The 20,132-nt window shown below is 60.4% G+C and carries 19 protein-coding genes; 6 read left to right on the forward strand and 13 right to left on the reverse strand.

The window, feature by feature from the left end; genetic code table 11:
* The first annotated feature begins 13 nt into the window (after positions 1–13).
* Positions 14–1,009 carry a MerR family transcriptional regulator gene (locus FHU41_RS05230; protein ID WP_179388539.1) on the forward strand — a complete coding sequence of 332 codons (996 nt, stop codon included), beginning with the start codon at positions 14–16 and terminating at the stop codon, positions 1,007–1,009.
* On the opposite strand, the gene FHU41_RS05235 is transcribed toward FHU41_RS05230, so the two are convergent.
* Genes FHU41_RS05235 through FHU41_RS05245 form a run of 3 tightly spaced genes read right to left on the reverse strand, consistent with a single transcriptional unit; the run spans position 999 to position 2,425 of the window.
* Positions 999–1,211: a helix-hairpin-helix domain-containing protein gene (locus FHU41_RS05235; protein WP_179388540.1), complete on the reverse strand. Its 213-nt coding sequence runs from the start codon at positions 1,209–1,211 to the stop codon at positions 999–1,001. The two genes, FHU41_RS05230 and FHU41_RS05235, sit on opposite strands and share 11 nt — an antisense overlap.
* Positions 1,212–1,220: 9 nt before the next feature.
* The gene (locus tag FHU41_RS05240; protein ID WP_179388541.1) at positions 1,221–1,787 is read right to left on the reverse strand and encodes a DinB family protein; all 567 of its coding nucleotides are present in this window, start codon (positions 1,785–1,787) and stop codon (positions 1,221–1,223) included.
* Positions 1,784–2,425, reverse strand: coding sequence for a DJ-1/PfpI family protein (locus tag FHU41_RS05245; RefSeq protein ID WP_179388542.1), 642 nt, complete (start codon positions 2,423–2,425; stop codon positions 1,784–1,786). Before FHU41_RS05245 ends, FHU41_RS05240 begins: the two co-directional genes overlap by 4 nt.
* 103 nt (positions 2,426–2,528) lie before the next feature.
* Here FHU41_RS05245 and FHU41_RS05250 point away from each other — a divergent pair, with 103 nt between their 5' ends.
* Positions 2,529–3,491 (forward strand): helix-turn-helix transcriptional regulator, encoded by a 963-nt coding sequence (locus FHU41_RS05250; RefSeq protein WP_179388543.1) that lies wholly within the window; start codon positions 2,529–2,531, stop codon positions 3,489–3,491.
* Between the two features lie 192 nt (positions 3,492–3,683).
* On the forward strand, positions 3,684–7,640 hold the full coding sequence (gene hrpA, locus FHU41_RS05255) for an ATP-dependent RNA helicase HrpA (protein WP_179388544.1): 3,957 nt from the start codon (positions 3,684–3,686) through the stop codon (positions 7,638–7,640).
* Positions 7,641–7,682: 42 nt separating this feature from the next.
* Here the strand turns inward: hrpA and FHU41_RS15375 are convergent, their stop codons facing one another.
* Positions 7,683–8,282 carry a TetR family transcriptional regulator gene (locus tag FHU41_RS15375; RefSeq protein WP_179388545.1) on the reverse strand — a complete coding sequence of 200 codons (600 nt, stop codon included), beginning with the start codon at positions 8,280–8,282 and terminating at the stop codon, positions 7,683–7,685.
* A 110-nt stretch (positions 8,283–8,392) separates the two neighbouring features.
* Here FHU41_RS15375 and FHU41_RS05265 point away from each other — a divergent pair, with 110 nt between their 5' ends.
* Positions 8,393–10,015 carry a glucoamylase family protein gene (locus FHU41_RS05265; RefSeq protein WP_179388546.1) on the forward strand — a complete coding sequence of 541 codons (1,623 nt, stop codon included), beginning with the start codon at positions 8,393–8,395 and terminating at the stop codon, positions 10,013–10,015.
* Between the two features lie 111 nt (positions 10,016–10,126).
* On the opposite strand, the gene FHU41_RS05270 is transcribed toward FHU41_RS05265, so the two are convergent.
* The 3 genes from FHU41_RS05270 to FHU41_RS05280 all read right to left on the reverse strand — a co-directional run bounded on the left by FHU41_RS05270 (position 10,127) and on the right by FHU41_RS05280 (position 12,583).
* Entirely contained in the window at positions 10,127–10,555 is a 429-nt protein-coding gene (locus FHU41_RS05270) for an HIT family protein (RefSeq protein WP_179388547.1), read from the reverse strand.
* A 15-nt stretch (positions 10,556–10,570) separates the two neighbouring features.
* Complete coding sequence (locus FHU41_RS05275) at positions 10,571–11,620, reverse strand: NAD(P)-dependent alcohol dehydrogenase (RefSeq protein ID WP_179388548.1); 1,050 nt, start codon at positions 11,618–11,620, stop codon at positions 10,571–10,573.
* Positions 11,621–11,752: 132 nt separating this feature from the next.
* A complete protein-coding gene (locus tag FHU41_RS05280) occupies positions 11,753–12,583 on the reverse strand; it encodes a sulfurtransferase (RefSeq protein ID WP_179388549.1) in 831 nt (276 codons plus the stop codon).
* A gap of 38 nt (positions 12,584–12,621) precedes the next feature.
* Here FHU41_RS05280 and cds1 point away from each other — a divergent pair, with 38 nt between their 5' ends.
* A complete protein-coding gene (gene cds1, locus FHU41_RS05285) occupies positions 12,622–13,704 on the forward strand; it encodes an L-cysteine desulfhydrase Cds1 (RefSeq protein ID WP_179388550.1) in 1,083 nt (360 codons plus the stop codon).
* A gap of 3 nt (positions 13,705–13,707) precedes the next feature.
* On the opposite strand, the gene FHU41_RS05290 is transcribed toward cds1, so the two are convergent.
* On the reverse strand, positions 13,708–14,364 hold the full coding sequence (locus tag FHU41_RS05290; protein ID WP_179388551.1) for an MBL fold metallo-hydrolase: 657 nt from the start codon (positions 14,362–14,364) through the stop codon (positions 13,708–13,710).
* Positions 14,365–14,500: 136 nt separating this feature from the next.
* On the opposite strand from FHU41_RS05290, the gene FHU41_RS05295 reads away from it, so the two are divergent.
* Positions 14,501–14,953 carry a Fur family transcriptional regulator gene (locus FHU41_RS05295; protein WP_179388552.1) on the forward strand — a complete coding sequence of 151 codons (453 nt, stop codon included), beginning with the start codon at positions 14,501–14,503 and terminating at the stop codon, positions 14,951–14,953.
* On the opposite strand, the gene FHU41_RS05300 is transcribed toward FHU41_RS05295, so the two are convergent.
* The 5 genes from FHU41_RS05300 to FHU41_RS05320 all read right to left on the reverse strand — a co-directional run bounded on the left by FHU41_RS05300 (position 14,950) and on the right by FHU41_RS05320 (position 20,128).
* Positions 14,950–15,825 (reverse strand): metal ABC transporter permease, encoded by an 876-nt coding sequence (locus tag FHU41_RS05300; protein WP_179388553.1) that lies wholly within the window; start codon positions 15,823–15,825, stop codon positions 14,950–14,952. The genes FHU41_RS05295 and FHU41_RS05300 overlap by 4 nt on opposite strands.
* A 6-nt stretch (positions 15,826–15,831) precedes the next feature.
* Positions 15,832–16,632 (reverse strand): metal ABC transporter ATP-binding protein, encoded by an 801-nt coding sequence (locus FHU41_RS05305; protein WP_343046247.1) that lies wholly within the window; start codon positions 16,630–16,632, stop codon positions 15,832–15,834.
* Between the two features lie 64 nt (positions 16,633–16,696).
* Entirely contained in the window at positions 16,697–17,635 is a 939-nt protein-coding gene (locus FHU41_RS05310) for a metal ABC transporter solute-binding protein, Zn/Mn family (RefSeq protein ID WP_179388555.1), read from the reverse strand.
* Between the two features lie 127 nt (positions 17,636–17,762).
* The gene (locus FHU41_RS05315) at positions 17,763–18,806 is read right to left on the reverse strand and encodes a hemolysin family protein (RefSeq protein ID WP_179388556.1); all 1,044 of its coding nucleotides are present in this window, start codon (positions 18,804–18,806) and stop codon (positions 17,763–17,765) included.
* Complete coding sequence (locus FHU41_RS05320; RefSeq protein ID WP_179388557.1) at positions 18,803–20,128, reverse strand: hemolysin family protein; 1,326 nt, start codon at positions 20,126–20,128, stop codon at positions 18,803–18,805. Before FHU41_RS05320 ends, FHU41_RS05315 begins: the two co-directional genes overlap by 4 nt.
* Between the last annotated feature and the right edge of the window lie 4 nt (positions 20,129–20,132).

The raw sequence follows: 20,132 nt of genomic DNA on the forward strand, positions 1-20,132 counted from the left end.
AGAGGTGATGAAAATGTTGGCACAAGAACTGGCGCGGAAGCTCGCCATTAGCGTCAAGGCGCTGCGCTATTTTGAAGACCGCGGGCTGATCGATCCACCGCGTCTGGACAATGGTTATCGCGATTACTCCGAACAGGATCAAGCCGCCATCCAACACATCCTTGAGCTACGGGCACTCGGATTTTCGGTGGAGGGAACCAGGCCGTTTATCGATTGCCTACGGCTGGGGCATCAGCAAGGCGATGACTGCCTTGACTCGCTCGCGGCCTATCAACGCGAAATTGACCGAATCGATGAAACCATCGCCCAGCTCAGGCAGAACCGAGAGCTGCTACGCGAACGACTGTTTACGGCGGCAGCCCGAGGCTTTCCGCTCGATCAGCATGACCATTCAAGTCAGCAGGAAGAGGATAACGAAATGTCCAGCGGCCACGACTATGAGAAGTTACCGCCAAATCTCCCGGCGCCTCAGGACGATGGCCAAGCGGCCCACCTGCCGGGTCTCGCCTTGCCCGGATTGACCCTGGAATCGACAGGGCTCACCCCGGTGAGCCTGTCCGGGATGGGTGAGCAACGCTGGGTGCTTTTCATTTACCCAACCACCGGAGTGCCCGGAACCGATATGCCGCTGGGCTGGAATGAGATTCCCGGTGCCCGGGGTTGCACCCCGGAGGCTTGCGGTTTCCGGGACAATCTCGAGGAGCTGCGTGCTGCCGGAGCCAGCGCCATTTACGGGCTCTCCGGCCAGGGCAAGGACTATCAGAGCGAGTTGGTAACCCGCTTGCACTTGCCCTACGAGCTTCTAAGCGATCCGCAGCTGCGGCTTGGCCACGAACTCTCGCTGCCGACCTTCCAAGCGGAGGGCCGACCATATTACAAACGACTCACCATGGTGCTTTCCGGTCAGCGGATTGAGCACGTGTTCTATCCGATTTTTCCACCGGATGAACACGCCGCTCAAGTCCGCGATTGGCTGCTGGCAAATCCAGTCAGTCCGGTCAGTCCGTGAAGCTAAGTGCCCGCTCTGCGAGTGCAACCTTGAGGATTGACATCGCCTTTGGCCCCATTCCGTGAAGTCTGAGCAGGTCACTCGCCGAAGCCCCATCCAGGGACTCTATGGTGAAGTAACCGGCCCCAGCCAGCGCTCGGGTGGCTGGGGCTCCGATCTTTGGAAGAGGCGTTCCGTCCTGGTTTGTCCTCGACTCATTCATGCAGGCAGTTTAGCGGAGCCCGTGCCGGTACAGATCCCGCAAGAGCGAGACCTCGGCACCATGGTGAATCACCTCGCGATTAATGTGCAGGATCAGATCACTCAGCGGAAACTGCCCGAAATGCTCGCCTTCAGCGTCCCCGCAAGGAGCTGCCAAAGCCTGCTCATCGAGAGCCGAAACCGCTGAGATCCACCGTTGATAGGCTTCGTCGAGCTGCTCCAAGGCATCGGCCGCGGTGCCCGGATAAGGGTAATCTCGCTGATCCACAGCTGGTCCGTTGAAGTGCGAGGCATTGCGTTCTCCCAGCACCCCGGTGATCACATGGCCCAGCCGCCAAGCAATCGTGGTCACCGGTGCGGGATAGGGCGGTGGATGCTCGAAATCGATCAAGAATTCGCCGGAGCCTCGCTGTCCCACATTCTTCAAAGTCTCGCCCCGACGTCGAACATTCCAGGCGCGCGGAACTGGCTCCCAGAAGTATTCCTCATCACTCAAGTTATTGAGTCTGGGTCGTAATTGGTTCTCCCAATGCCAGCTCAGTTGCTCCGCCAGTTGAGTGGCCAAGGTCCGGCTCATGCGGACCTCCTCCCCTGCTCAGCGGCCAGGCCATAGATGCCGGACACCTCACGATCAGCCCAGAACAGTAGCCAGTTCGCCAAAGCTGACTCGGTCATCACTTCTAATTCAGCGAACACTTGGGCGGCTAGTTCGACCGGCGCCCAGCTACCCGCGGTGATCACGTGATTATCGCGAACAGCGAATTCATTCCGGTACAGTTCGGCACCCCGATATTCCTTGAAGCTCTTCAAGAAGTCCGGGCTATTGCTGGTATGTGCCACATCGTTGAGCAGCCCAACGGCAGCCAACGCCTCGGTGGCACCACAAATTGCCGCAATCGGCACCCCCCGAGCCTTCAGCCGAGTCGCCAATCCCAGTACTTCTTGTTCTGCCGCAATATCTGCCCAGGATTCCCCACCCGGCAGGATAAGCGCGTCAATATTCTGCTCATCGAGCTCCGCGAGCGTTTGTTCGGGCACTAGGCTCAATCCCCCCATGGTTGGCACTGCCTCCCTGGATTTAGCCGCAGTAGTCAAGTTCAACTTCACCCCTGCCCGCAGAAAACGGCCGGTTTTGAGCTCCGCCATCAGGTAGCCCACCTCCCAATCCGCCATCTTCTCCGGAAGATACACCACAACGCTTAATGGCCTATTCATTTGTCGTTCCCCTTTACAGCTCCCCTTGTGCGTTCCTTCAATATTGTCAGTCTAGGAGCAAATAAGGACAGAATTTGTCCTCTATTACTTTTAGACTGGCAGCATGATCGAGACTTCCGCCCGGCTCTTGCAATTGCTTTCGCTGCTGCAAGTGCGCCGAGAGTGGACCGGATCTGCACTGGCCGAGCGAATGAGCGTGACCGAACGGACGGTACGCCGCGACGTAGATAAGCTACGCAGCCTGGGCTATCCTATCCATGCTTCCCCTGGAGTGGCGGGTGGTTACCAGCTGGGAGCCGGGGCTGATTTACCTCCCCTGCTGCTCGATGACGACGAAGCTCTTGCTGTAGCGCTCGGTCTCAGCACGGTGGCTGTTGGCCCGGTGGCCGGAATTGGTGAGGCCTCCATCCGTGCACTGAGGAAGCTAGAGCAGGTGCTACCACCAAGGTTGCGGCCTCGTTTCGCCTCCCTACAGGGGGCCGTGAGCCGGATCGCGGCGCCCACGGACGCGGTGGAACCGCAATTGCTAACCCAGATTTCCGCAGCCATCTCGGAACGGCGGGTGCTGAGCCTGCGCTATCAGAAGCACGACGGCGAGGCCTCCTCGCGGCTGATCGAACCTTATCGACTGGTGGATTCAGGGCCACGCTGGTACCTGCTGGCTTGGGATCTACAGCGCGAAGATTGGCGGACCTTCAGGGTGGACCGGGTGCAGGCTAAGCCCACCGAACGGCAGCGCTTTCTGCCGCGTGCCTTACCGGCCAAGGATCTAGCCGCTTATGTTCATCGAGCCATTACCCGCTCGCCGTATCGCTACGATCTGGTGGTACGAGTTCAAGCCCCAGCTTCCCTGGTCTCGGAGCATTTCTCGGTATCCACGGCGGTGCTGGAAACGGAAGCTGCCGGTATCACCCTGATGCGGTTGGGTTGGGATTCGCTTGACTCCCCACTGGGACGTCTGGCAGCCAGCGGTCTAGATTTCGAGATTCTGGAGCCCGCAGAACTGCGCGAACGAGCCGAGCTAATGGCCCAAAGACTACTCAAAGCCACCGCCCCACCCACCTGAGCCCGCCTACCCCCACCCATCCGAACCCATCTGTCCCACTGAATGTTGCAGGTGTTGCTGGTGTGCATCTTTCGACGGCGCTTCCGCCACTCTGTTCACACCCAGTGGGATAGCTGGGAGTAGAAACGGGCGGGATTGGGGGAAGCGGGTGGGGATTGGGGCGGGCGGGATATCAAATAGACTGGAGGGGTTATGAGCCTGACCATCACTTACCCGCCTGAGCTACCGGTATCGGCGCGACGAGACGAGTTGATGGCGGCTATCCGGGATCACCAGGTGGTGATCATCGCCGGAGAGACCGGCTCCGGCAAGACCACCCAGATCCCCAAGATGTGCTTGGAACTCGGGCTGGCCGAGCCCGGTAAAGACGGGAAACCACGGCTGATCGGCCATACCCAGCCACGCCGCTTGGCCGCGCGCACCGTAGCCGAGCGAATCGCCTCCGAACTCGATGTAAAAATCGGTGAGGAAGTCGGCTTCCAGGTTCGTTTTACCGGAGAAGTGAGCAAGCAGACCAAGGTCAAGGTGATGACCGATGGCATTCTGCTAGCGGAAATCCAGCGGGACAAACTACTCCGCCGTTACTCCACGCTGATCATCGATGAGGCCCACGAACGCAGCCTGAACATCGATTTCATCCTCGGCTACCTGCGTCAGATCTTGCCGCAGCGACCCGATCTGAAGATCATCATCACCTCGGCCACCATCGACCCGGAACGCTTTGCCCAGCACTTCGGCACCGAGGCTGAGCAGGCTCCTATTCTGGAGGTTTCCGGCCGTACCTATCCGGTGGAACTCCGCTACCGTCCGCTGGTCGCAGATCCCGGTGATGAAGACGCCGATGCGGACTCCGGTGACCCAGCCTCGGAAGACCGCGATCCGCTCGATGCGGTCTGCGACGCGGTAGAGGAACTCTCGAAGGAAGCCCCCGGCGATGTGCTGATCTTCTTCTCCGGAGAACGCGAAATCCGCGATGCCGCCGAAGCTCTGCGCAGCCGTTTCGCCCAGCATCCCAGGCTTCGCGAGGCGGAAATCCTGCCGCTTTTTGCCCGGCTTTCACTCGCCGAGCAGCACGCCGTCTTCAGCCCAGGCTCTCGCCGCAGGATCGTGCTGGCCACCAACGTTGCCGAGACCTCGCTCACCGTGCCCGGCATCAAATACGTGATCGACACCGGGACAGCCAGAATCTCCCGTTACTCTCACCGCACCAAAGTCCAGCGTTTGCCGATCGAGCGGATCTCCCAAGCCAGCGCCAATCAGCGCGCCGGTCGGTGCGGTCGAGTCTCGGACGGCATCTGCATCAGGCTCTATTCCGAGGAAGATTTCGGCTCCCGTCGCGAATTCACCGACCCGGAAATCCTGCGCACCAATCTGGCTGCCGTGATCTTGCAAATGATCTCCATCGGCGTGGCCAAGGGTCCGCAGGATGTCTCCGACTTCCCCTTTGTTGAGCCTCCGGATGAAAAAGCAGTGGCCGACGGCGTGGCGCTGCTCCGTGAGCTGGGCGCCCTCAAGTCCAGCGGTGGCCGGGCTTCAAGCGGTGGCCGGGCTTCAAGCGGGGTTGCGGCCGCAAGCGGCACCCAGGGTGGCACGCGACAGACCTCCATCTCCGCCGTCGGACGCCAGCTGGCCTTACTGCCGGTTGACCCGCGACTGGGCCGAATGATCGTTGAATCCGGTAAGCGCGGCTGCGCCCGCGAGGTGATGGTGCTGGCTGCCGCCTTGACCATCCAGGATCCTAGGGAAAGACCGACTGAAAAGCGTCAGCAGGCCGATGAGAAACACAAGCGCTTCAGCGATGAGAATTCGGATTTCACCGGCTATCTGAACCTGTGGCGTTACCTGCAGGAAAAGCAGAAGGAACTCTCCGGCACCGCCTTCCGCAGGCTCTGCAAGGCGGAATTTATCAATTACCTGCGCGTGCGGGAATGGCAGGATCTCTTTGCCCAGCTACGGCAACTGGCCAAGCCACTGAATATCACCTTGACAGCGGGCGAGGTGGATCAGGTGGGCATGCACGCCCAGGTGCACCAGAGCTTACTGGCCGGGCTGCTGAGCCACATCGGCCTCTATGACGAGCGCAAGCGGGAATATGCGGGCGCCCGAAATGCCCGCTTCGCCATCTTCCCGGGCTCGGCCTTGTTCAAGAAATCCCCTGACTGGGTGATGAGTGCCGAACTGATAGAAACCTCCAGGCTCTGGGCGCGGGTGAACGCCAAGATCGACCCGCTCTGGGCTGAAGAAGTTGCGGGCGAACTGGTCAAGCGCAGCTACTCGGAGCCACACTGGTCCAAGCGCAATGGCTCGGTGATGGCCTACGAGAAGGTCACCCTGTTCGGGGTGCCCATCGTGCCGCAACGACGGATCAACTACGGCCGAATCGACGCTCCGCTCTCCCGAGAGCTCTTCATCCGGCACGCCCTGGTGGAAGGCGATTGGCGTACCCATCACAAATTCTTCCATCGAAACCGCGCTCTGCTCGCCGAGGTCGAAGAATTAGAGACCAGGATGCGCCGCCGTGATCTGCGGGTGGATGACGAGGCGCTCTTCGAGTTCTACGACGCGCGGGTGGGCGCAGAGGTCGTCTCCGAACGGCACTTCGATCAGTGGTGGAAGCACGCCCGGCATGAGAACCCCAGCTTGCTGGATTTCGATCCCGGCGTGGTGATGGCCGAGGTTGAAGAACTTGATGAGTCGGCCTTCCCGAAGAGTTGGCAGCAGGGTGAATTCACGCTGCCGCTCAGTTACGAGTTCCAACCCAACTCCCCAGGAACCTCGGTCAATGAGTCCGACGGTGTCACGGTCCAGGTGCCCGTGCTGTTCCTCAATCAGCTCGACGACGGCCCCTTCCGCTGGCTGATCCCCGGCCTGCGCGCCGAGCTAGTCACAGCACTGATCAAGTCCCTGCCGAAGGCGATCCGGAAGAACTTCGTGCCCGCCCCCGATGTGGCTAGGCAAGCTGCGGCTGCCCTCGCGGAGGATTTCGATCCCGGCACCGATGAGCTGGAAGCCTCACTGGAACTGGTGTTACGCCGCCTCAAGGGACACGTCATTCCGCCCGGCTCTTGGAATTGGGACGCCGTGCCGGTGCATCTGCGCATGAGTTTCCAAGTAGTCGATCCCGCCGGAAAGGTGCTCGACGAGAGTAAAGACCTGCCTGCGCTGCAGGAGTCCTTAGCCGGAGCAATCCGCCGCGCCATCGCCGAATCCTTGGGGGCTACCCCGAAAAGCGTAGCGACGAAGGGTCCCCGGTCTGAGAGCCCGGCCCCCCAGGAGCCGCTGATTCGTGAGCAGACCGGGCTGTCTAGCTGGAGCGTAGGAACGATCGAACGTTCTGTGCAGCGCGAGGTCCGTGGCCACACCGTCACCGGCTACCCGGCTTTGGTGGATCAGGGCAGCACGGTAGCTTTGCGAGTTTTCCAGACCGAGGACGAGGCGCTCTCCGCCATGCGCGGTGGGGTAATTAGGCTGCTGGCGCTGCGCATCCCCTCCCCGGACCGCTATGTGCTGGAGCATTTGAGCAATGCGGAGAAACTGACCTTCAGCCAGAATCCGCATGGCTCGGTTGCAGAGCTCATCGCGGATTGCACCTTGGCGGCCATCGACAAGCTGCTGCCCGAGGAATTGCCCTTCACCGAGGCCGAATTTGAGGCCCAGTACGAACGAAGCCGAGCGGAACTGATCGATACCGTCTTCGCCGTGGTCGCCGTCGTCGAAAAGATCTTGGCCTCCACTCGGCGGGTGCAGCGGGAACTCAAGTCCGCCAGCAGCTTGGCCCTGATCAGCGCGCTGAACGATATCCGCGCCCAATTGGAGGGCCTGGTCTATCCGGGATTCGTGGCCAGCACCGGCTACGCGCAACTGAGTCAGCTGCCGCGCTACCTGACCGCAATGGAGCGCAGGCTGGAAAAGCTGCCGAGCAATGTGCAACGTGACGGGCTGAGCATGGCTACCGTGCAAAGGCTGGAAGATGAGTACGACGACGCCGTAGCGGCCTTGGCTGCCGGGCGCGGCGTCCCAGCGAGCTTACTTCGAGTGCGGTGGATGCTCGAGGAACTGCGAGTTTCACTCTTTGCGGTGGAACTGGGCACGGCCTATACGGTTTCCGAAAAGCGGATTCGTACCGCTATGGCGCAGGCGCTGGCTTAGATTCTGGGCCTAGTCCTTGGGCCTTGTGCTCAGGCCTTGTGCTCAGGCCTTGTGCTTGGCCAGCAGGGATTCGATCATCAGATCAACGGCCTGGGGCATATTCAGTGCGGGCTGGTAAAGCCATTGCAATTGCAAGCCATCCATCACGGCGGTGAAGAGCTCGGCAATAGCCTCCGGATCGGTATCCGGGCGGAGCTCGCCGGCCTGGATCGATTCTTGAATCGCGCCGACGGCCTCCGCTCGGGTGGAACGATAGCGTTCTTTGAAGAACTGGTGTGCGGGGTGATCCGGAGCGGCGGCTTCGGCGCTCAGCCTCGAATAGAGCTGCACGAGTGAGGGCACCGTGGCATTGTGTTCAACCACCTTACGCATCAGGGTGAGGTAGTTGAGTCCGTGCGCCTGGGCTCGATAGGGGGCCCAATCCATCTGATCCCGCAGTTCGAGAACGGCGAGCAGCAATTCGTCTTTGGATTTGAAATGGTGCAGCAACCCGGCCTGGCTCAAACCGACCCGGCTGGCGATCTCTCGCATCGAGCCGCCTTGAAAGCCCTGCTCCGAAAAAACCTGAAGCGCAGTGCTAATGATCTCTTCTCGGCGTTTGGCCGACTTCGCGTAGGGGCCTCTTTGGCCTGCTGAACTCACCTCAGCAGCATATCCGGAAGCCACCCTCTCGACTTAAAAACCATTCATGCGATTGGTTTTTGTGTATAGTGAGGCGCATCACATCTTCATGCCTCAAAGGAGAGACCAGCATGCAGAATTTTTCGCGAAGAACACTGCTCACCGGAACGGCGGCCCTGGCCGGGACAGTCACAGCTGGAATCGCAGCAGGAGTCACCGCCGCCCCGGCGTTGGCACAAGAACAGGCGCAGAAACCAGCACAGACGGCTTGCCCGCGCCCTCTCGCCGCAGATCGTTTCTTCAGCCAGCCGCAACGTCGGAAACTCGCCGTGCAATGGGCCCGAGACACCTGGACCAGCCTGGTGGCGATGACCGACGAACACACCGGCTTGCCCGCCGATAACATCAGCCAGGGGCTGAGCGCTGCCGAACGATCCGGTTACACCTCCCCCACCAATATTGGCGGTTATCTCTGGAGCACCGTGGTTGCCCGTGAATTAGGCATTATCACCGCCGCAGAATCCCGCCAACGGCTCAAGCAGACCTTGGGCACTCTGGGTCGAATGGAAAAGCATGAACCGAGCGGCATGTACTACAACTGGTATGACGAAGCGACCGCGACGAAACTGACCGGCTGGCCGGGCAGCGGCGATCCGGTGCAGCCCTTCCTCTCCAGTGTGGACAATGGCTGGCTGGCCGCCGCACTGATGGTGGTGCGGACCGCAGATCCCTCGGTGTCCGCGCAGGCGAACCGTCTACTGAACAAGATGAACTTTGCTTCCTTCTACAATCCGGACGCCCGCCCCGAACAACATACCGGCCTGATCCGGGGTGGTTTCTGGGTGGATAAGCCCAGCGGCGTGAGCGTAGAAGGCGATTACCTGGGTACCGGAACACCGGTGTATTACACCGCAAATCACTACGATACGACGGTCTCAGAGACCCGGATTGTCAGCTATATCGGCATCTCCCGCGGCCAGATCCCGGCGGAAAGCTACTTCGCCACCTGGCGCACCTTCCCCGATGGTGCTGACTGGTCCTGGCAGGAGCAAAAGCCGGTGGGTCAGAGCAGGCGTTACCGGGGCATTGACGTCTACGAGGGCGCCTATAACTATCGCGGCTTCCGGGTAGTACCGGGCTGGGGCGGTTCGATGTTCGAAGCGCTAATGCCGGATATGTTCGTGCCCGAGGCGGAATGGGCACCCAAGTCCTGGGGCGTCAACCATCCACTCACCGTTCGCGCGCACCGGGAACACGGCCTAGAGGAGGCTAAGTACGGTTACTGGGGCTTCTCCCCCGCCAGCAATCCCACCGGAGGTTACAGCGAATGGGGCGTGGACGCCGTCGGACTCAATTCTGAGGGTTACTTCTCCGATCTGGAGCGCAGCAATGTCGATCTCGGCTACCCGGGTTCACGGGAGGCGACCAACCCGCATCCGGCTTTTGGCGACGGCGTGGTGACTCCGCATGCCGCGTTCCTGGCGATGGCACACGAGCCGCAGGAAGCCTTCGAGAATCTGCAGAAGATTCAGACCGTGCTAAAGGCTTATGGCAAGGGCGGTTTTTACGATGCCGTGGCGGTCAAATCGGGCACCATCGCTACCCGTTATCTCTCGCTAGATCAGGCGATGGTGATGGGCTCGCTGGGCAATGTGCTAGCCGGGAATCTGATTAAGCGGTCCTTCATTCGCGGTGAGGTGAGCAGAATCATCCCCACGGTGATCGGTCCGGAGGTTTTTGGCGCCGGGGTCTAGGCCTAGGGGGTCCAGGTCTAGGGGGTCTAGGTCGCTGATTTAAGCTCCTTGGTCCTCGCCGTCGTTCTAGACGACTGCGAGGACCAAGGGCGTTAAGAGGACTGTGCGAGCTTAGGACGCGGGAACGAACTCACCGTGGCCTGCCGCCCGCAGTGCCTTCCGAAGTTTCTCCGCACTGGCATCGAGCTTTTCCGAATCGGGGTTATTGTCCACCGAGGCGAAGTTGTACTCGGCCATCGAATTCGAGGGCCAAACATGCAGGTGCAGATGCTCCACCTCGAAGCCCGCGATAATCAGCCCCGCCCGCGCCGAAGAGAAGGCTTCAATCTGAGCCTGCCCAATAGTCTGCGCCACCGAGCTGAGCTTGTGCATCAGCTCCGGGGAAGCATCGGTCCAGCGGTTAACTACTTGGCGCGGAACCACCAGGACGTGGCCATCCGCGAGCGGCGCGATGGTCAAGAAAACCACCACATCCTCGTCCTTCCAGACAAAGCGGCCGGGTAGCTCGCCATCGATGATTCTGCTGAACAAGGTAGGCATGATTGCTCCTGGGTCTTAGAGGGTTGCGGTATCCAGCACGAACCGGTATTTCACATCGCCGGCAACCATCCGGTCATAGGCGGCGTTGAGGCCTTCGCCGTCAACCATTTCGATATCGGAAACGATGCCGTGCTCGGCACAGAAGTCCAGCATTTCCTGGGTCTCCTCGATGCCGCCAATCATCGAGCCACCATAGGCCAGGCGACGACGGATCAGCTGACCGGGATCAACCGGCGGCATAGCGTGCTCGGGCAAGCCAAGCTGCACAATTGCGCCGTCGCGCTTGAGAGTCTTGAGATAGTCATTGATGTTGTGCTCGGCAGCGACCGTATCAACGATCAAGTTGAGCGAGGTACGAGCGGCCTTCATCTGCTCGGCGTCCTTGGAAACCACGACCTTGTCAGCGCCGAGGGCCTGAGCCGCTTCGGCCTTCGCCGGGCTGGTGGTGAAGACCGTAACCTCGGCACCCATCGCCTTGGCCAGCTTGACCGCCATATGTCCCAGCCCGCCCAGGCCCACGACGCCGACAGCGTCGCCCGCTTCGACGTCGAAGTAACGCAGCGGAGAGTAAGTGGTGATGCCCGCGCAGAGGAGCGGCGCGGCGGCGGCCTTATCCAGGCCTTCGGGGATGCTCAGGACGTAGTTCTCATCAACCACAACCGAGCTGGAGTAACCACCCTGGGTTACAACATTGCCATTGCGGGGGTCCGGGGCACCGTAGGTACCCACCATGCCGACCTCGCAGTACTGTTCGAAACCGTCACGACAGGAATCGCACTCGCGACAGGAATCGACCATGCAGCCCACGCCTACCGAATCGCCAACCTTGAATTTGCTGACCTGATCCCCCACCCGGCTAACCGTGCCAACGATCTCATGGCCCGGGGAGAGCGGCCAGTGCTGATTGCCCCATTCGCCGCGCACGGAGTGCACATCCGAATGGCACAAGCCACAGAATTCAATGTCGATTTCGACGTCGTTCGCGCCGGGTTCGCGGCGATCAATAGTAATAGGTTCCAGCCCAGTAGTGGCGGACAAGGCGGCATAAGCTTTAGCAACAGTCATAGTTCTAAGCCTATCGCCGTTCTCTTTAGCGCGAGTTCGCTTGTGCCTCTCGGATTCGCCCGTAAAAACAGGCGAATCCGAGATCAACCCGCGAACTCGCGCGTGAAGAAGCGTGAAGAACGGGGCCGAGGCTTAGCTGACTTCTACGGGTAGCTCGGGGTGTTGGGACCAAGCGGAAAAGGAGCCGGGGAACAATGCCGCCCGAACTCCGGCAATTTCCAACGCCGCAACCTGGTGCGCCGCGGTCACTCCGGAACCGCAATACACCGCCACCTCGGTATCACCAGACACCCCGAGAGCCGCAAATCGAGCCGCCAGTTCTGAAACGCTCAGGAACTTCTTATCCGCTGCTAAATTCTCCGAGGTCGGTGCACTCACCGCACCCGGAATATGACCGGCCCTCGGGTCCACCGGCTCCACCTCACCCCGGTAGCGCTCATCGGCACGCGCATCGAGCAGGACTCCGTGTTCGGACCAGTCCCCCGCCTCCGGAAGCGAAATCACCGGCATCGAACCGAAGACGATGCCAATCTCACCCGCAACAGCCGAAACCGAACCGCTCTCCAGCGGTAGCCCGGCCTCCCGCCACCCCGCCAGACCGCCGTCGAGCAGGGAGACCGACGGGAACCCGGCGTGCCGCAAAAGCCACCAAAGCCGGGCAGAGGCCATATTGCCGCTGTCGTCGTAAGCCACCACAAGGTCCCCAGCGCTAATCCCCCAGCGCCGTGCCGCCGCTTGGAAATCCTGCTCCGAAGGTAGCGGGTGCCGCCCGTCCTGGGGTATTCCGTGCCCGGCCAACTCGGCATCTAGATCGACGTAGAGCGCACCCGGCAAATGCCCTTCTAAATAATGCTCATGCCCGTGTGGATCACCCAAAGCCCAACGCACATCCAGAAGCACGGTACGCTGCCCCGTCTGCAAGCGTGCGGCCAGACTCTGCGGATCGATCACGGTATTGGTCATGCCCCCATGCTAAGCGCTACTGGAGATAAGCTCGAAGGGTGGACTTCACAGCATGTACCCCCGCTCGCCGCTGGGCCGATGAGGCGCTTCGGCGCATCGAGGCCGAGAACAATCGCTCAGCAGATACCCACCTCTATGCTGTGCCGCTGCCCGCCGAATGGGGAGTACAGCTCTACCTCAAGGACGAATCGACGCATCGTTCCGGCAGTTTAAAACACCGGCTGGCGCGTTCACTGTTCCTGTTTGGCCTGGTCAACGGCTGGATCACCGAGGGCACCACGATTGTCGAAGCCTCCTCCGGAAGCACCGCGGTCTCCGAGGCCTACTTTGCTCAGTTGCTCGGGCTGCCCTTCATCGCCGTGATGCCGCGCAGCACCAGCCAGGAGAAGATCACGCTGATCGAGCAATACGGTGGCCGCTGCCACTTCGTGCAGAGTTCCTCCGAGGTCTATGCCGCTGCGGCCGCACTAGCAGCGGAAACCGGTGGGCACTATATGGACCAGTTCACCTATGCGGAACGAGCCACCGATTGGCGGGGCAATAACAACATCGCCGAATCCATCTTCCAGCAACTCGCTCTGGAAAAGCACCCGATCCCCCGCTGGATCGTGGTTGGCGCGGGTACCGGTGGTACCAGTGCGACCATTGGCCGCTACCTCAGGTACCACTCGCACCCCACTCAACTGGCCGTCGTCGATCCGGAGAATTCTGCTTTCTATCCCGGCTGGGCAAACAATAATCCCAACTTTGAAAACGGCCGGCCCTCCCGGATCGAGGGCATCGGCAGGCCAAGGATGGAGCCGAGCTTTGTGCCGAGTGTGATTGATGCCATGATCCAGGTTCCCGATGCCGCCTCGATCGCCGCTATGCGGCACCTGGCCCGGCACGCGAGGCTGCACGCCGGGCCGTCCACCGGGACCAATCTTTGGGGAGTTTGGCAGCTGATGGCACAGATGATCGCGGCCGGTGAAAAGGGCAGCATTGTCTCGCTGCTTTGCGACGGTGCGGATCGCTACCAGGCCAGCTATTATGACGACGGCTGGCTGGCTGAACGTGGGCTACAGCCGGATGCTTACACCCCGGTGATCGAGAAGTTCTTCGACACCGGGCGCTGGGCCTAAAGCCTAGATCTCCACGCTTTCGCGGACCGCCAGGTGCCTGAATTCCACCCCATACGGACCGGCCAGATTGTTGACATGAGCTTCGGTGAACTGCAAACCCAGTTCGGAGAGCAGCGCATCGTGAATCTGATAAGCCTTCGGCGCGCGCACCGAGGAAACAAAGTCTACAATCTCGGAGGTCTTCGACCAGGGAGCATGGATCGGCACCAGAAGCGTCTGCACGCTGACTCCTGCCGGCACGATCAGAGAGTCTCCCGGATGGTAGAGGTTACCGTCCACCAGGTAGCCGATATTGGCGGCCACCGGGAGCTGCGGGTTAACCAGCGCGTGCTGCCCGCCGAAGGTGCGGATGCTAAACCCGGCGGCTTCGAAGTTCTCTCCGGGTGCAGCCGAGTGAATCCTCTCGGCAGCTTCGGGATTGGCTTCGCGTAGCGTCTGGGCAACACCCGCGGGGGCATAAATCAGCAAATCTGGGGAGGCTGCCAGCGCGGTGGCGAGCGCAGCCGGATCGAGATGATCGCCATGCTCATGGGTGATCAGTACAAGCTTCGCACCGGCCAAGGCCTCTGAAGCTTCGGAGAAAGTGCCCGGATCAATGGCTAGGACGGAGCCCTGCTTTTCCAGACGAACGCAAGCATGGGTAAATTTCGTTAGTTGCATATTGCCAGCCTAAACCTCGCCGCCGGTGATCGGAGAAATGGGGCCAGGCACCTCTCTTTGTTCGGGTTTTCCGCTCTGCTCGGCGTTGGAATAAGCCGCCTGCTGATAGCCTTGAAAGCGGTGGTAAGGAGGCGAAATGCCCGAATCGAGTGCACCGGTCAAAGAACAAGTCAAAGAACAACGAGTCACCAAGCAGCGACTGGCGGTCAGTGCCGCCCTGGATGACCTGAACGACTTTGTCAGTACCCAGGAATTGCACCGGATCCTGCATGAGCGTGGGGTCTCGGTCTCGCTGGCCACTTCCTACCGAATCTTGCAATCGCTGGCCGAAGACGGTGCCGTTGATGTGCTGCGAAACCCCGACGGCGAGGCCGTTTACCGACGTTGCGCAGCCGTGGAGCACCACCATCACCTGCTCTGCCGTAACTGCGGTAAGGCCGTGGAAATCGAGGCTCCTGCGGTGGAATCCTGGGCCGCGAAAATCGCCGCGGAGCACGGTTACACCGAACCGAGTCACACCGTGGAGATTATCGGGTTATGCCCCGAATGCACGGCCTCGGCCGCCGCAGAAAAACCGAAAAGTAACTAGCTGGCCAGGTTCAGCCGCCCATTACGGCCAGCCACCCGCCGTCGCCAGCCAATTAATCGGCAGACCAGGTAGATCACAAAGGACAAGGTGGTCACATAGGGGCTAATCGGGATGCTGCCGCCAAGGGCCAACAGAATACCGCCCACGGTGGCCCCGACCGCGAAAACCACACTGAGCAGCACCACCAGCCGAGGCGAACTCGCCACTTGCATGGCCGCGGCAGCCGGTGTGATCAGCAGCGCCAGCACCAACAGCGCGCCAACAATCTGGATCGAGAGAGCCACCGAGATGCCCAGCAGCACCATAAAGACCAGGGAAAGCGTGCGCACCGGAATTCCCCTTGCCTGGGCAATATCGGCGTCCAGGCTCGCGAAGGTCAGCGGTCGCCAGATCGCGGTGAGCACCACGATGACCAGCACGGCTGCAATCAGCAGGGCGGTCAGCTGGGTGCTGTCCACGGAGACGATCTGCCCGGTCAGTAGGCCGAATTTATTCGCTGCCCGGCCTTGATAGAGGGAAAGGAAGAGGATGCCCAGGCCCAGTCCAAACGGCATCAGCACACCAATAATGGAGTTCCGGTCCCTCGCCCGAACCCCCATTAAGCCCAGCAGCAGCGCTGCCAGCACCGAACCAACGAGTGACCCGGTCACCACGTCCGCGCCTATCAGCAGCGCAAAGGCTGCACCCGCAAAGGAGAGCTCGGCAATGCCGTGCACCGCGAAGGCTAGATCACGCATCATCACGAAGGTGCCGATCAGCCCGCCGACAACCCCGAGCACGGCCCCGGCCAGGATGGAGTCCCAGAAAAGTGGCAGCAACTCACCGTAATTGGCGAAATTGAATATCGCGTTGATCATCTCGGACCAATTCATTCGGCGCTACCCCTCCTCTGAATGATGACTGTGGGTGGTGGCATCCGGCTGCCCCACCACAACGATTCTGCCGTTGCTACGAAACACCTCAACCCTGGTTCCGTAGAGCTCACTGAGTACCTCGGAGGTCATCACTTCCTCGACTCGGCCAACCCGGAAGCTACCACCGGCTAGATAGAGCACTCGGTCAACGTAATCGATAATCGGATTGATCTCGTGGGTAACAAAGACGACGGCGGTGCCCGCACCATGAGCCTGTTCGCCTACCAGGGCGCTTACCGCCTTCTGATGCTGCAGGTCCAGGGAGAGCAAGGGCTCATCGCAGAGCAGTAGCTCCGGCCGGGTGGCCAGCGCCTGAGCTATCCGCAACCGCTGTTGTTCACCACCGGAGAGCATGCCGACCGGCACATTTCCGTATTCGCTAGCACCAACCTGGTCCAGCAGCGTATCCACCCGGGCCCGGTACTCCGCCGAACCGAGCCGCACACCCCAGCGATCACCATCCACTCCCAGGCCAACCAGATCACGAGCGCGCAACGGGGTCTGCGGATCGAAACCCTTCTGTTGCGGAACGTAGCCGATTCCGCGATGACCTTGGGTAGCCGCTTCCCCGCCGATCTCGACGCTGCCGCTGCTGAGCTTTTGCAGGCCGAGCAACACCTTCAAGAAGCTAGTTTTGCCGCTGCCATTGGGGCCAAGCACGGCGAAGAACTCACCGGCTTGAACCTGCAGATCAAGGCCGCTCCAGAGCGTGCGCAAGCCATAACTCAGACTCGCCTTGCGCAACTCAAGCACAGTGGAAGACACCGGGACCCTCTCTGTTTGGCTTTGTTTGGCTTTGATTAATGAATACGTGTTGTTGGGGCTGTTCTCAGGCCAGGGCCTTGGCGATATTCTCGGCATTTTGCTGCATCCAGCCAAGATAATCTTGGCCCTCCGGCAGGGTTTCGGTGAAATTAACCACCGGGACACCTGCCGCACTGGCGGCATTCTTCAGGCTCTCGGTCTGCGGACCTTCCGTTTGGTCGTTATAGGCCAGGAACTTCACGCCCTTAGAACTGATCAGATCGGTGGCCGCCTTGAGCACCGAGGGTGGGACGTCGGAGCCCTCCTCGATGGCGTGGCTATAGGCTTCCGGGGTCTTATTTACCAGCCCGGCGGATTCCAGCATCCACAGCGGTACCGGCTCAGTGATAGCCACTGGCTGACCGTTGGAGGAGGTTTTGACCTTAGCCAGCTTGCCCTCGATGCCACTGATCGAGGCCTTGAATTTGTTGGCGTTAGCGGTGAATTCAGCGGCGTGAGCGGAATCCAGAGCGCCAAGTTTGCTGGCCAAGGTATCCGCTAATTTGCTCATCGTGGGCAGCGAATACCAGACGTGTTCGTTGAAGTCATCGGCGTTCTGCGCGGTCTTCAAGCCGGAGAGGTCAACCACATCAATCAGTTTCGACTGATCCGCATCCGGCACCAGCTTGCTGAAGAAATCGTCGTAACCACCGCCGTTTTCGACCAGCAGAGAAGCCTTGCTGACCGCGAGTTTGTCCTGAGCGGTGGTTTCGTAGGAGTGCGGGTCCTGGCTGGTGTTTTCGATAATCGATTTGACGTTCACTCGATTGCCGCCGATCTCGGAGACAACATTGCCGTAGACATTGGTCACCGCGACGACGTCGATGGTGTCACCGGCCGCGGTGGACGCCGAGTTGGCGTTGCCTCCGCAAGCCGTGAGTAACAGGCTCAGAGCAACGCCGGTCAGGACAACTGAAGGGAGTGCTTTACTGGAGCGGGAAGAGGAAGCGGAAGGAAACCGCATAGAAGCCTCGGATCTAAGCAGCGAGCTGCGTCAGTTATTGAGAATGATGTGCAACACCAAGCATAGGCTAATTAGAACCATTCGCAAAAACTTTGCGAATGGCAAACAAGCCTTGCCTGAATCACCCTCAGCGGACGTCCCGCCGCTCGCTGTCCCGGATCTCGCCGACCAACTCCTCGATCACGTCCTCCAGATAAAGCACCCCGGAAGTCACGCCGTCCGGACTGATCACCCGAGCAAGGTGCGATCCGGTGCGTTGCATGATCCGCAGCGCATCCTCGATTTCCTCCACCTCTGGCACATTGATCAATGTCCGCACCCGCGACTCGGCCATCGGCATCTCATACTCATCCTCCGGTACCGTCAGCACGTCCTTAATGTGCACATAGCTGGTGAGCCGGCCGCCGTCGTCCTTGAGCACAAAGCGAGAGAAACCGGTCTGCCGCACGGCCGCCTCGACGTCCAAGGGGGTGGCTTGAGTGCTGAGGGTATGCAAGGACTCCAACGGCACCATCACCTGACGCGCGGTGCGATCCGAAAACTCGAGGGCGCCGCTGAGCAGTCCGGTACCGTCATCCACCAAGCCATGTCGAGTCGACTCCGCCACAATGGACTGCACCTCCTCCAGCGTGAAGCTTGAGGTCACCTCGTCCTTGGGCTCGATTCCGAACAACCGGACAATATGGTTTGCCAGCCAGTTCAGACTGACGATGATGGGCCGCACCAGTTGCGAAATCCAGACCAGCGGCGGCGCCAGGAACAGGGCCGCTTTATCCGCAACAGAGACCGAGATGTTCTTCGGCACCATCTCACCGAAGGTCACATGCAGGAAGGTGACCACCAGCAAGGCAATGATGAACGACGCCGTACCGGTCGCCGCTTCCGGGAGGCCCAGGGCGTGCAGGGGTACTTCGAGCAAGTGATGGATCGACGGTTCGGCCACGTTCAGGATCAGCAGCGAGGCTACGGTAATTCCCAGCTGGGCACAGGCCAGCATGAGGGACACATGCTCCATGGCATAAAGAGTGGTCCTGGCACGCGCAGATCCAGCCTCGGCAAGAGGCTCAATCTGGCTTCGCCGAGCGCTCATAATGGCGAACTCAGCACCCACGAAAAAGGCATTGAATAACAGGAGCAGCACCAACCAGAGAATTCCAGCCCAGTCGTTCATCGACCCTCAGCCCCTTCGATCTCCGAAGTCGCCTCGGGCACGAATCTGATCCGGTCGATCCGTCGGCCGTCCATCCGTTCCACTTCGAGTTTTCCGCCGTAAACCTGAACGGCGTCAGCCACCTCAGGAATCCGGCCCAGCTCAGCCATCAGAAAACCGCCAACGGTTTCATAGCTGGCCTCGTCCGGCACCCGCAGGCCGGGAATCTGATCAGTGATCTCGTCGGGACGCATCAGTCCAGGGAAATGCCAGTCGCCATCGGCACTCTGCAGCACACCGGGCTTGGTGGCATCATGCTCGTCTTCTACTTCGCCCACGATCTCCTCGACCAAATCCTCCAGGGTTGCCACCCCGGCGGTTCCACCATATTCATCCACTACAACGGCGAGTTGCAGGTTTCCGGCCCGTAGCTCCCGCAGCAGGGCGTCTAGATGGATGGTCTCCGGAACCCGCAGCACATCTTCCTTGATGGTGCCCGCCTGCAAGCCCACTCGACGCTCGGTGGGTACCGCAATGGCGCGCTTCACGTGCACCACGCCGAGCACATCGTCGGTTGATTCACCGATCACCGGGAACCGGGAGAAACCGGTACGTCGGGCGGCATCAATCACATCGGTCAGCGGGGCATCGATATCGATGGTTTCCAACCGGATTCGCGGCGTCATAACATCGGCGGCAGTGCGATCGGAGAAGCTCAGGGAGCGGGCCAGGAAGTTTGCGGTCCCGGCGTCCAGGGTTCCCATTTCCGCTGATCTGCGAACCAGAGAAGCAAGCTCGGAGGGGGTACGAGCTCCGGAAAGCTCCTCCTTAGCCTCCAGGCCGAAGACTCCCAGTACCCGATTGGCAAAGCCGTTCAGCACAATAATGGCCGGTTTGAAGATCGCGGTGAAGATCAATTGTGGCCGGGCAACAAACTTGCCAATTTCAAAAGCCCTGGAGATGGCCATGTTCTTCGGCACTAGTTCGCCTAGGAGCATGGACAGCAAGGTGGCCAGGGCCATGGCGAGCACTAAGGAAATGGTGTGGCTCAGCCCGCTGTTCAGCCCGAGAGCACCAAGTGGTTCGGCCAGCAACGCACCCAGCGAGGGCTCCATCACGAAACCGGTCAGGAGGGTTGTCAGCGTGATTCCCAACTGGCAGCTGGAAAGTTGAGTGGAGAGCGTTTTAAGGCAGCGCAGCAGCGGAACCGCAGCTCTATCGCCGTCATCCACTGCGCGTTGCACAGTGCTTTGGTCGAGGGCAACCATGGAGAATTCGACGGCGACGAAGAAGCCGGTGCCAACGATCAGCAAGAGGCCCAGAATGAGCAGTAGCCATTCCATCTAC

The organism is Psychromicrobium silvestre (genome assembly GCF_013408295.1).
Classification (GTDB): Bacteria; Actinomycetota; Actinomycetes; order Actinomycetales; family Micrococcaceae; genus Renibacterium; species Renibacterium silvestre.